This window comes from Niveispirillum sp. SYP-B3756, from assembly GCF_009495745.1.
Lineage (GTDB): Bacteria > Pseudomonadota > Alphaproteobacteria > Azospirillales > Azospirillaceae > Niveispirillum.
The window spans coordinates 300,330-312,527 of record NZ_WIDQ01000004.1 but is presented as its reverse complement, the minus strand read 5'-3'; the positions used below and the strand labels follow the sequence as shown (position 1 = coordinate 312,527).

General features: G+C 63.9%; 12 protein-coding genes. 1 reads left to right on the top strand and 11 read right to left on the bottom strand.

Features of this window, described 5'->3' with window-relative positions; all coding sequences use genetic code 11:
* Positions 1–95: 95 nt before the first annotated feature.
* The 4 genes from GE253_RS11240 to lpdA form a co-directional block, all read right to left on the bottom strand.
* Positions 96–1,328 (bottom strand): tetratricopeptide repeat protein, encoded by a 1,233-nt coding sequence (locus tag GE253_RS11240; RefSeq protein WP_173012599.1) that lies wholly within the window; start codon positions 1,326–1,328, stop codon positions 96–98.
* Positions 1,329–1,388: 60 nt separating this feature from the next.
* Positions 1,389–2,264 carry a LysR substrate-binding domain-containing protein gene (locus GE253_RS11235; RefSeq protein WP_153204222.1) on the bottom strand — a complete coding sequence of 292 codons (876 nt, stop codon included), beginning with the start codon at positions 2,262–2,264 and terminating at the stop codon, positions 1,389–1,391.
* Between the two features lie 4 nt (positions 2,265–2,268).
* Entirely contained in the window at positions 2,269–3,279 is a 1,011-nt protein-coding gene (locus tag GE253_RS11230; RefSeq protein ID WP_153204221.1) for a sodium-dependent bicarbonate transport family permease, read from the bottom strand.
* Positions 3,280–3,594: 315 nt separating this feature from the next.
* Positions 3,595–5,004, bottom strand: coding sequence for a dihydrolipoyl dehydrogenase (gene lpdA, locus GE253_RS11225; RefSeq protein ID WP_153204220.1), 1,410 nt, complete (start codon positions 5,002–5,004; stop codon positions 3,595–3,597).
* A gap of 309 nt (positions 5,005–5,313) precedes the next feature.
* Here lpdA and GE253_RS11220 point away from each other — a divergent pair, with 309 nt between their 5' ends.
* Entirely contained in the window at positions 5,314–6,735 is a 1,422-nt protein-coding gene (locus GE253_RS11220) for a methyl-accepting chemotaxis protein (RefSeq protein ID WP_153204219.1), read from the top strand.
* Positions 6,736–6,744: 9 nt separating this feature from the next.
* Here the strand turns inward: GE253_RS11220 and GE253_RS11215 are convergent, their stop codons facing one another.
* The 7 genes from GE253_RS11215 to GE253_RS11185 form a co-directional block, all read right to left on the bottom strand.
* The gene (locus GE253_RS11215; protein ID WP_153204218.1) at positions 6,745–7,038 is read right to left on the bottom strand and encodes a helix-turn-helix transcriptional regulator; all 294 of its coding nucleotides are present in this window, start codon (positions 7,036–7,038) and stop codon (positions 6,745–6,747) included.
* A 44-nt stretch (positions 7,039–7,082) separates the two neighbouring features.
* The gene (locus GE253_RS11210; RefSeq protein WP_153204217.1) at positions 7,083–7,427 is read right to left on the bottom strand and encodes a type II toxin-antitoxin system RelE/ParE family toxin; all 345 of its coding nucleotides are present in this window, start codon (positions 7,425–7,427) and stop codon (positions 7,083–7,085) included.
* A 240-nt stretch (positions 7,428–7,667) separates the two neighbouring features.
* Positions 7,668–9,587: a 1-deoxy-D-xylulose-5-phosphate synthase gene (gene dxs / locus GE253_RS11205; protein WP_153204216.1), complete on the bottom strand. Its 1,920-nt coding sequence runs from the start codon at positions 9,585–9,587 to the stop codon at positions 7,668–7,670.
* Between the two features lie 31 nt (positions 9,588–9,618).
* The gene (locus tag GE253_RS11200; protein WP_153204420.1) at positions 9,619–10,518 is read right to left on the bottom strand and encodes a polyprenyl synthetase family protein; all 900 of its coding nucleotides are present in this window, start codon (positions 10,516–10,518) and stop codon (positions 9,619–9,621) included.
* 11 nt (positions 10,519–10,529) lie between these two features.
* A complete protein-coding gene (locus GE253_RS11195; protein ID WP_153204215.1) occupies positions 10,530–10,781 on the bottom strand; it encodes an exodeoxyribonuclease VII small subunit in 252 nt (83 codons plus the stop codon).
* Positions 10,782–10,893: 112 nt separating this feature from the next.
* Positions 10,894–11,823, bottom strand: a complete 930-nt coding sequence (locus tag GE253_RS11190) for a histone deacetylase family protein (RefSeq protein WP_153204214.1) — start codon at positions 11,821–11,823, stop codon at positions 10,894–10,896.
* 129 nt (positions 11,824–11,952) lie between these two features.
* Entirely contained in the window at positions 11,953–12,198 is a 246-nt protein-coding gene (locus GE253_RS11185; RefSeq protein ID WP_153204213.1) for a sulfurtransferase TusA family protein, read from the bottom strand.

Sequence of the window (12,198 nt, the reverse complement as noted above, 5' to 3'; positions counted from 1 at the left end):
CCCACATGCACGTCAAAACCATCAGGCCCCGACCTTGCATAATCTTATAGAGGGGTTTTCATTCCGGCAATTCCCCTATTGCATGTATTGGCCCATCAGCGTTTTCCTTGAGCCAGCAAAACCCAGAGCCCGGCCAGCCTTGCCTCGTCACTATCGGCCGGGATGGCGGCCAGGGTCTGTTCGGCCAGCTTGGACTGACCGGCCTTGTAATAAAGGATGCCCAGCCACAGGCGGGTGCGGGCCGGCAGGCGGGGCTTTCCCCTCAGGGATTGCTGCAGCAGGTTGATGCCCTGGTCCAGTTGCCCCAACATGGCCCGCGCCATGCCCAGCTTGGCCAGGGTATTGGTATCCTTAGCGGCGATGGCCTGACGCTGCTGTTCATCCAGCTCCTTACGCTGGGCTTCCACCTGCTCCCGCGCATAGGCGCGCAACCGTTCCTGACGTTCCTGCTTCGGCCCCGGCTGGCCCAGCAGCCCGGCTTGCCAGCCCTTGTCCAGGATGGATACGGCCTCCCCCGGCAGCCCTTCCACGATGGCACGCTGTGCGGCCTCTGTGTAGGAGTCAGGATTCTCATAGGCATCAGCCGCCAGTTTCAGCCGCACCCAATCCATATCCAGCCGGTCCGGGATCGGCTTTTGCTTTTCCATCGCATCGAACAGGCGTTGCCAATTGTCATGGGTGCTTTGTGTGGCCAACTGCTGACGCAGAGTCTTGATATAGCCATCCACATTGCCGGTACCGAATTCCGATGCCGCCAGCAATTGCAACACCTCGGCATTGGGCTTGCGACCGGCGGCGCGGGCCTCGTTCACCAGGGCCTGCGCCAGTTTTGAGGCTTTGGCCGGGTTGTCGCTGCGGTAATAGGCCTCCGCCAGCATCTGGCGGAACGCTTCGCTTTGCCGCCCTGCCGCCAGGGCCTTCTCGCCATAAGCGGCGGATTTGGCGAAATCACCATGCCGGTACCAGAGCTGGGAGAGGGTTTCCAACGCCCCTGCCTGATCCGCCGCCGACAGCGGCACCAGCTTGGTGGCCGCTTCGAACGCGTTGGCGGCCAGATTGAACTTGCCCTGTGCCTTAAAGATGGCGGCGCGCATCTGCTCCACCGCCCATTTCTCGTCCGGCTTGATGGCTTTGACGGCTGCCGCCTTCTCCACCTCCTTCAACGCCTGATCATAGCGTTTCTTGGACAATGCCTCCCCTGCCGCCTGCAGCGGCTTGCCCACTTCCGGGCCAACGGAAATGGCCGCCACAGCGGGCAGCACGGCCAGGGCCATCGCCGTGGCAGCGGGCAACAGGCGGCGGCGCAGGGTGCGAAAGGCGGAACGCATGACTTCTCCCAGGGAAACAGCAAGGGCCATACCCTGATTTGTGTCCAAACGCGCCCCGGTTCAACCCTGAATGGGCCGCCCCCCCTCCAGTGAGCGGACAATATGTTCCGCCAGCAGGTCGACAGCCTTGGACATTGCCCCTGGTCGGCGATGCAAGGCGATCTCCATATCCGCCAGATCGGGCATCTTTTCCACCACCTGAAAGCCGGTGGCCAGCAGGTCGCGCGACAGGATGGTGACGCCCAACCCGGCACTGACAGCCGCCTGGATGCCGTTCAGGCTGGGGCTGGTATAGGTGATGCGCCAGGGCATTCCGGCACGGTCCAGCGCCTCCAGCGCGCGGCGGCGATAAATGTCCGGCGCGGGGGCCAGCACCAAAGGCACCGGCTGGCCCGGTTGCAGCAGCAGCCGGGCGGATGCCGCCCAGACCAAAGGTTCCCGCCAGACCCGCACCCCGTCGCCGGCGCCGCGCGGTTCCCGCTTGCACAGCACCAGATCGTAATCACCCTGCGCAAAGCCATCCAGCAGGTTGGCGGTGAAATCACACCGCACCTCCAGCGCCACCTGCGGATGGGCGCGGGCGAATCGCCACAGCACATCGGGGAGGTGTGCTGTGGCGAAATCTTCCGGTGTGCCCAGCCGAACGATCCCGCCGACATCCGGTTCCATCAGCACCGCACAGGCCTCCCCCGCCAGCCCCAGCAGCCGGCGGGCATAGGCCAGCAGCACCTCCCCGTCCCCTGTCAGGGCAAACCCCCGCCCGTCCCGCAGGAACAGCCGTTTGCCCAGCCCGTCCTCCAGCCGTTTCACCTGCAGGCTGATGGTGGACTGGGTGCGGCCCAGCCGTTCGGCGGCCCGGGTGACGCCGCCGCTTTCGGCAATCGTCACCAGGGTGCGCAGCAAATCCAGATCGAACGGCGGCAGAGGGATCGGCATCAGGTCAGCCCAGGATGGCGCGGGAGAGCGCGAGATAAAGGGGGATACCGATCAGGATATTGAAGGGGAAGGTAATGGCCAGCGAAAGTGGTAGCGAGAGGCCCGGATCAGCATCCGGCAGGGCATGGCGCAGTGCCGCCGGCACCGCGATATAAGAGGCCGAGGCGCAGAGCGTGACCAGCAGCACCGTATCCCCCAGTTCCAACCCCAGCGGCAGCGACACTGCCAGTCCGATGGCCGCCCCCAGCAGCGGCATGATGAAGCCAAAGGCGATCAGCCGGGGGCTGAGCGAGGCCGCCTGCCGCAGCCGGCTGGCCGCCAAATAACCCATTTCCAGCAGGAACAGGCTGAGCGCGCCATCCCAGGGGGCAACAAACAGGCCGGCCAGCTTGTCCAGCCCCGGCTTGCCGATCACCAGCCCGACCAGCAGCGAACCCGCCAGCAGCAGCACCGAGCCATTCAGCGCCGCCTCCCGCACAGCGGCCCCCAGCCGGCCATTGCCATTCCCACCGCCCATGGACAGGGTGACGGTGCCGCCCTGGCCATTGCTGCCCGCCGCCGCGACCGCTCCGCCGGCCATGCCCGCCAGCAACAGGCCGGAAATGATGGCCGGCCCTTCCATGATGGCCAGTGCCGCCACCATATGCCCGCCGAAGGTGATGCCTTGCGCTTCCAGCAGCTTGGTGGCGGTAACGAAGGTGACCAGACTGACGGAGCCATAATGCGCGGCAATCGCCGCCGCGTTGGTGCGGTCCAGCCCCACCGGCCCGCGCAACAGGGCAAAGCCCAGTATCGGCATGGCGAAGCTCAACAAAGCCGCTGCGATGAACAGGGGCAGCACCTCCCCCATCGCCGCCCCGGACAGGGCTACCCCGCCCTTCAGGCCGATGGCCACCAGCAGATAGGCTGCCAGCGCCTTGCCGAACCCATCCGGGAACGGGATACGGGCACCGACCAGCGCGATGGCAGCACCCAGAATGAAGAACAGGATAGGTGCGGACAGCAGCACGTCCATTTCAACATCTCCCACACAGCACAAAGGGCCTGTCAGACCCGCTGCGCCGCAACATAGGGGGGAGGTGTCATTTTGTGAAATTGATATGTTTTTTGATATTCATTGAATTTTTCAATGAATATCTGTGCAGGAAAATCGCCTCCCCCGACATCCGCCGTCACCCCGGCGAAGGCCGGGGTCCAGTTTCGTAGAGCAATGCGCAGGCGCCCCCTGGACCCCGACCTTCGCTGGGGTAACGGTGGTGAGAAAAGAAAAAAGGCCGGGGCGTTGCCACCCCGGCCTTGATCATCCTCACCCCCTTGCGGGGACCGCCGATCACATATGGATCGGGCGACCGGCAACGGCCATGGCGGCTTCCTTGATGGCTTCCGTCAGGGTCGGGTGGGCGTGGCTGGTGCGGTAGATATCTTCCGACGAAGCGCCGAATTCCACCGCCAGGCACAGTTCCTCAATCATCTCACCGGCAGAGGCACCGATGATATGGGCACCCAGCACCTTGTCGGTCTTGGCATCGGCCAGGATCTTCACAAAGCCTTCGGTGGCGTTCATCGACCGGGCGCGGCCATTGGCGGTGAAGGGGAACTTGCCGGCCTTATAGGCAATACCCTCGGCCTTCAGCTGCTCTTCCGTCTTGCCGACGGTGGCCACCTCCGGCCAGGTGTAAACGACGCCGGGGATGGCGTCGTAATTGATGTGGCCGGACTGGCCCGCCATCACTTCCGCCGCGACAACGCCCTCCTCTTCCGCCTTGTGGGCCAGCATCTGGCCGGCGATCACGTCGCCAATGGCCCAGATGCCCGCCACGTTGGTGCGGAAATGATGGTCGGTCTTGATGCGACGGCGTTCATCCAGTTCCACGCCCACAGCTTCCAGGCCCAGACCCTCGGTATAGGGGCGGCGACCGATGGCCACCAGCACGATATCCGCCTGGATGGTTTCCGCCGCACCGCCCTTGGCCGGCTCCACGGTCAGGGTGACGCTCTCGCCTTCCACCTTGGCGCCCGTCACCTTGGTGGACAGCTTGAAGTCGATGCCCTGCTTGCCGAAAATGCGCTGGGCCTGCTTGGAAACCTCACCATCCATGGTCGGCAGGATGCGGTCCAGATATTCAATGACGGTGACCTTGGCGCCCAGGCGCTGCCAGACGGAACCCAGTTCCAGCCCGATGACGCCGCCACCGATCACCACCAGATGGCCCGGCACCTTTTCCAGCTCCAGCGCACCGGTGGAGGAGACGATGCGCTTCTCATCAATCGTCACGCCGGGCAGCGGCATCACGTCGGAGCCGGTAGCGATCAGGATGTTCTTGGCGGACACTTCCTCGGTGGAGCCATCTTCCTTGGTCACCAGCACAATGCCGGGGGCCTTGATGGAACCCTTGCCAAGGATGCGGGTGACCTTGTTCTTCTTGAACAGGAAATCCACGCCGGTGACGTTGGACTTCACCACCTCGTCCTTGTGCTTCATCAGGCCGGCGAAATCCAGCTCCACACCCGACACCTTCACGCCGAAGGCACCCAGATGATGCTTGGCTTCGCTGTACTTCTCCGACGCGACCAGCAGCGCCTTGGAGGGGATGCAGCCGACATTCAGGCAGGTGCCGCCCAGGGTCTTGCGCATTTCCACGCAGGCAACGCGCATACCGAGCTGGGCCGCGCGGATGGCGGCAACATAACCGCCGGGGCCGGCGCCGATGACGACGAGATCGAATTGGGTGTCCGCCATGGGAATAACCATCCGTTGCTTTGCTGCTGCCCCTGGGCATAAGGGCCGGTTTCATTCGCGGCCCCCTTATGGCAAGGCCGCCCGCCGATGTCCACCGCCCGACCATGGTAACAGCCGTGGCGTTGTTACATGGCTGAAGGCGGTCGCCTGTACATCCCCGACATAAGTGTATTGTCGGTTTGCCCTGTTTTAAGCAAGAATCGACCAATGGCCTATAGCGGCGGGTACTGTTGCCCGTTCATTCTCCCCCTCTATGACAAGTCAGAGTCGCAATGATGAAAGCGACCGACCCACTGGGAGGCAAATGCCATGGATCAAGCCTATGCAGGCAACGGAAAGCCCGTCACCAGCGCAGGCACCAGCCAGGCCATCGCGGAGCTGGCGCAGGAGGTCGGAACGCTGGGCGTTTCCATTGCCGATGTGACCGGCTATGTCGATGATGTCAGCCGCCGCATCCGGCAGCAGGCGGAGATATTCGAGTCCTTGCGCCGGGAGGCGCTGGAGATGAAGGCCGGCAACACCCAGGTGACGGCCGCAACGTCTGCCGCAAGGGAAGTGACGGGCAAGGCACGGGCCCAGGCGGTGGAAAGCCGCACCCAGGTGGAACATGCGCTGGCGGAAATCCGCGCCCTGGCGACCGATGTCACCGGCATTGAACAGCAATTACGCGGGCTGACCGATGCCTTGTCACGCGTGGGCAAGGTGGCCGGTGAGATCAACACCATCGCCAAGCAGACCAACCTGCTGGCGTTGAATGCCACCATTGAGGCGGCACGCGCCGGCGATGCCGGGCGCGGCTTTGCCGTGGTGGCGACGGAGGTGAAGGCGCTGGCCAATAAAACGGCGGAGGCGACACAGGAAATCGACGCGACCATGCGCGACCTGGGCGAACAGGTGAAGGCCCTGGCGGCCAGAAGTGCCGCCGGCAGCGCCAAGGCCGCCAGGGTGCGCAATGAAACCGACCAGATCGGCCGCACCATGCAGGTGCTGGCCGACGCCATGGGCGAAGTGGACCGCCAGCAGGAACATATCGACACCGCCGCCCACGCCATCGGTGGCAGCATCGAGACGGTGGATCACCGTATCGGGGAAATGGCCGGCGGGGTGAAGGAAAGCAGCACCAGCCTGACCCAGGCCGGCAACCGGCTGAACAGCCTGCTTTCCCTCAGCGAACGGCTGATCGGCCACACGGCCAAGCTGGATGTGGAGACGGTGGACACGCCCTATATCCGCGCCACCCAGGCCGCCGCCCAGCAGATTTCCACCGCGTTTGAGCGGGCATTGGCCGAGGGGAGCATCCAGGTTTCCGACCTGTTTGACGAGGATTACAAGCCCATCCAGGGCAGCGACCCGGTGCAGCACATGGCGCGCTTCACCAGCCTGACCGACCGGCTGCTGCCCGCCATCCAGGAACCGCTGCTGACCCTGACCGACAAGGTGGTGTTCTGCGTGGCGCTGGACCGCAACGGCTATCTGCCCACACATAACCGCACATTCAGCGAGCCGCAGCGTCCCGGCGATCCGGCCTGGAACGCCGCCCATTGCCGCAACCGCCGCATCTTCAACGACCGGGTTGGCCTGACCGCCGGGCGCAACACCCAGCCCTTCCTGTTGCAGGCCTATCGTCGTGACATGGGCAACGGCACCTATACCTTGATGAAGGACTGTTCCGCCCCCATCCAGGTGGCGGGCCGGCATTGGGGGGCCTTGCGGCTGGCCTATCGGGTGTGAGGCGGGCGTTCAGCCATCCACCAGTTCAATACGCAACCGCTTGCCCACCGCACTGGCCGCCTTTTCCAGGGTCAGCAGGGTGACGGAGCCGTTGGCAGGGTCCAGCAGCCGGTCAACGGCTGTGCGGCTGGTGCCCATCCGCTCCGACATTTCCGTTTTGGTCAGGTTGCGACTTTCCATGGCTTGGGAAAGTTGCCAAGCGATGACCCGCTTCAGGGCGCGGGCATTGACCTGTTCAAGGATGCCTTGCTCTGCCAGAAAATCGTCAAAGGACGATCCGATATGGGGGTGCTTGTCTTCCATCACTTAGCCCTCGCGTCCTGACGCGAAGACTAAAAGGTCTTGCGTCAGAGGTTCCTCATCCGGTCCCTGGCCAGATCAAGATCGGCCTGCGGTGTCTCCTGCGTCTTCTTGATGAAGCCGTGGAGCAGGACCATCCGCCCCTCATGCACACAGAACAGAACTCGCGCGATGCGGTTCCTGAGATGCGTGCGCACCTCGAAAAGCCCACCGCCCATGGGGCGACAGGTTGGCATACCGATCGGCCAGCCAAATTCTACGGTTCGAATATCGTCTCCAATACCTACGCAATCTTCTTTGCTGAGGCTCAGCAACCATTCGCGTACAGGTTCGGCACCGCTTGCCAGCGCATAAAATTGCGCCGGGAGACGTTTAGGCACACCTTTCTGCATGACGCACCCCATTAACTGGAGCACATCAAGTAGCACCATTTTTGGTGCTACTTCAAACCAAAAAAATGAACACCAATGTGCCTACCATTGTTGTCCTTACACCCATTCTGCTGCAGGCGTCAACAAACAAAATTGTAGGAACAAACCTGCAGGGCTCAGCGGATATCGGAACCAGTCTGCAGCAGTCATGATAAAGCTGCAGACTGGTTCACGACTTATCCGGCCGAACAAAGCGGCTCCTCAAGCCCCCACCGCCCTCACCCCCTGGGCCACGCCCAGCGCCTTCAGCGCCGTGTCGACGATGTGGCGGGCGTTCAGGCCAGCCTCGTCATACTGCTTCTGCGGGGTGTCATGGTCCTGATAGGCGTCGGGCAGCACCATCGGGCGCACCTTGCAGCCGCCATCCAGTAACCCACTGCTGGCCAGATGGTGCAGCACATGGCTGCCGAAGCCACCGATGGAGCCTTCCTCCACCGTGATCAGTACCTCATGCTCCCGCACCAGCCGTTCGATCAGCGCCATGTCCAGCGGCTTGGCGAAGCGGGCATCGGCCACCGTCGTGGACAGGCCGCGGGCCCCCAAATCCTCCGCCGCTTTCAGCGCTTCCTGCAACCTTGTGCCCAGCGACAGGATGGCGACCTTGGCTCCCTGCTGAAGCACCCGGCCCTTGCCGATTTCCAGCGGCACGCCCTGTTCCGGCATGTCGATGCCCACCCCTTCGCCGCGCGGATAACGCACGGCAATAGGGCCGGCATCATGGGCAGCGCAGGTGGCCACCATATGCACCAGCTCCGCCTCGTCCGCGGCGGCCATCACCACCATGTTGGGCAGGCAGGCCAGATAGGCGATGTCGAAGGCGCCGGCATGGGTGGCGCCATCGGCCCCCACCAGCCCGGCGCGGTCAATGGCAAAGCGCACCGGCAGGTTCTGCAAGGCAACGTCATGGACCAACTGGTCATAACCGCGCTGCAGGAAGGTGGAATAGATGGCGCAGAACGGCTTGAAGCCTTCCGTCGCCATGCCGGCGGCGAAGGTGACGGCGTGCTGTTCGGCAATTGCCACGTCAAAGCTGCGCTTGGGGAACTGCTTCTGGAACAGGTCCAGCCCGGTGCCGGATGGCATGGCCGCCGTGATGGCGACGATCCTTTCGTCCTTGGCCGCTTCCTTGATCAGGCTGTCGGCAAAGACGCGGGTATAGGAGGGGGCATTGGCCTTGGGCTTGGCCTGGGCGCCGGTGATGACATCGAACTTGCCGACGGCGTGCAGCTTGTCGGCCGATGCCTCTGCCGGGGCATAGCCCTTGCCCTTCTGGGTGACGACATGCACCAGCACCGGGCCGCCCTGCGGATCGTCCCGTACATTTTCCAGCACGGGCAGCAGATGGTCCAGATTATGCCCGTCGATGGGGCCGACATAGTAGAAGCCCAGTTCCTCGAACAGGGTGCCGCCGGTTACCATGCCGCGCGCATATTCCTCCGCCCGGCGGGCGGCGTTCAACAGCGGGCGGGGCAGATGTTCGGCCACCTGTTTGGAGAAATCGCGGAAGCCGCGATAGGATTTGGACGAGATCAGCCGCGACAGATAGCCCGACAGCGCCCCCACCGGCGGGGCGATGGACATATCATTATCGTTCAGGATCACCACCAGCCGCGACTGGGCGGCCCCGGCATTGTTCATCGCCTCATAGGCCATGCCGGCAGACAAGGCCCCATCGCCGATGACGGCAACCACATTGTTGGTGCGACCGGCGAGATCGCGCGCCACCGCCATGCCCAACCCGGCAGAGATGGAGGTGGAGCTGTGGGCGGTGCCGAACGGGTCGTACTCGCTCTCCGCCCGTTTGGTGAAGCCGGACAGGCCGCCGCCCATGCGCAGGGTACGGATACGCTCCCGCCGCCCGGTCAAAATCTTGTGCGGATAGGCTTGGTGCCCCACATCCCAGATCAGCCGGTCGGCAGGCGTGTCAAAGCAGTAATGCAGGGCGACGGTCAGTTCCACCACACCCAGCCCGGCACCCAGATGGCCCCCGGTGACGGACACGGCATCGATCGTTTCCGCTCGCAGCTCATCGGCCAACTGGCGCAGTTGCGACGGCTGCAAACGGCGCAGATCCGCCGGAACCTTCACCTGATCCAGCAGCGGCGTTTTGGATGGGGACATGCCCGCCTCTCTCTAAACCCAAGTCTTTTTCTTAGGACCGGCGCTCAACGACAAATCGGGCGACCTGGACCAGCATATCGGCCCGATCACCAAAAATATCCAGATGCTGGGCCGCCTGATCGGCAAGCCGGCGTGCCTGATCGCGCGCCCGCTCCACCCCTAAGATAGAAACAAATGTGGCTTTTCCAGCGGCGTCATCTCGTCCCACCGGCTTGCCCACCTCATCCTGCTGGCCTTCCACATCCAGCAGATCGTCGGCAATCTGGAAGGCCAGCCCCAGATCGTGGGCGTAGGCCTGCAGTGCATGGTGCTGCGGCGCGCCGGCCCGGCCCAGAATGGCCCCGGCCCCGGCGGAAAAGGCGATCATGTCGCCGGTCTTCATCCGCTGCAGGCGGGTGATGGCGCCGATATCAAAGACGGTATTCTCGGCGATCAGGTCCAGCATCTGGCCGCCCACCATGCCGCGCGGGCCGGCCGCCTTGGCGAGGGCCGCCACCAGCTTGCAACGGACCTGCGGGTCTTCATGCGTCTCATGGTCGGCCAGAATTTCGAACGCCTGGGTCAGCAGGGCGTCGCCGGCCAGGATGGCCGTCGCCTCGTCAAACTCCAGATGCACGGTCTTGCGCCCGCGCCGCAGGTCGCTGTCATCCATGGCCGGCAGATCGTCATGGATCAGGCTGTAGCAATGGACGAATTCCACCGCCGCCGCCGTGCGCAGGGCGCAGGCGGGGCTGACGCCGAACATGCGTGCACTTTCCATCACCAGGAAGGGGCGCAACCGCTTGCCACCGCCCAGACAGCCATAGCGCATGGCATCGAACAGGCGCGCCTCCACCGCATCGGCGCGGGGCAGCAGCACCTCGATGGCGGCTTCCACCTGTTCGACGGTATCCGCCATGGCGGCAGTCAGGGTCTTGGGCAGCGAGGGCATGGTATCGCTCATCAATCCAGGCGTGCAGGTTCAGCGCCAATGGCGCCATCGGCGGAAATGGTGATGCGATCGACCTTGGCCTGGGCCTCGCGCAGCTTTTGTTCGCAATGGCGCTTCAACAGGGTGCCGCGCTCATAGGATTGGATGGCGTCATCCAGCTTGGCCCGCCCTTCCTCCAACTGACGGACGATTCGCTCCAGTTCGGCAAGCGCGTCCTCAAAACTCAAGGCGGCGATATCGGCGGGCAGTTTGGTATCGGTCATGGCATTCGCACGGGACACATTGCGGAACAGCGGACTGTATGTCCCCCGTCCCCGCCGTTCAAGTGCGATGGGTGCGGTGCAAGGCCGCTTTGTGCTGCCATGGGGGAGCCAACTACACCGTCATCAGGGTTTTAACATGGGCGGCGGTGCTGTTGGCCAGGGCCCGCAGGTCGTATCCACCCTCCAGCACGGAGACGATGCGCCCCTTGGCGTGGCGATCCGCCACCTCCACCAGCCGCGTCGTCACCCAGACGAAATCATCCTCCGTCAGGTCCAGCCCGCCCACCGGATCACGCATATGGGCATCGAATCCGGCAGAGATCATCAGCAGACCGGGGCGGAAGGCGTCCAGCGCCGGGATCAGCTTGGTCTGGATGGCATGGCGGAATTCCGGGCTGCCGGACATGGGCGGCAGGCAGGCATTCAGCACATTGCCGAATTCCCCCGTTTCCTTCACCGACCCGGTGCCTGGATAAAGCGGCCATTGATGGGTGGAGGCATAGAAAAGGTCGGGATCATGCTCGCAATAGGTCTGGGTGCCATTGCCGTGATGCACGTCGAAATCGACGATGGCGACGCGCTTGATCTTGTGCGCGGCGCGGGCATGGGCGGCACCCACGGCCACATTGTTGAACAGGCAGAAACCCATGGCCTGATCGGGCTCGGCATGGTGGCCGGGCGGGCGCACGGCACAGAAGGCGTTGCGCACCTCCCCCGAACAGACGGCATCCACGGCGGCCACCACGGCACCGGCGGCATGAAGGGCCGCCTCCCCGCTGCCGGGGGAGAGAATGGTGTCGCTGTCCAGCGAACTGTGACCTTCAGCCGGGATGGCGGCCAGAACACCCGTGACATGGGCCGGGGGATGCACCCGCTCCAACTGTTCCCGGCTGGCTGGCGGTGCGTCCCGCCGGTCCAGGAACATGAAGCTCTCCTCCTCCAGCGCCGACAGCACCACGCGCAGCCGGTCGGCGCATTCCGGGTGGCCGAAGCCGGTATCATGTTCCAGACAGGTGAGGTGGGTGAAAAGTGCTGTATTCATCCGCAACCCATTTCCCGAACGTTCCCCTGGGACGGGGGCCGGTCAAGGGTCGTAGAACCGCCCCCGCCTTCCCCTTCTCATTGTGCAAAACAGCATAAGCGGGGAGCGGGAACTTGTCATTGCGCTAAATCAGCCATTGCCCCGGCGGATGGTGAACAGGGTGACCGGTCCGGCGGCATGATCGCCCGCTGGCTGCATCGCCAGCAGCTCATGCCCGGCTTCACGGCAGAAGGTCTGGAAATCCTTGATCGCCACCTTGTCGGTGGCCGTCACGGCCAGCACCTGGCCCGGCTGCATGGCGCGGAGCGCCTTGGCCGCACGCAGCACCGGCATGGGGCAGCGCAATCCGTTGCAATCCAGTTCCTGATCCGCCAT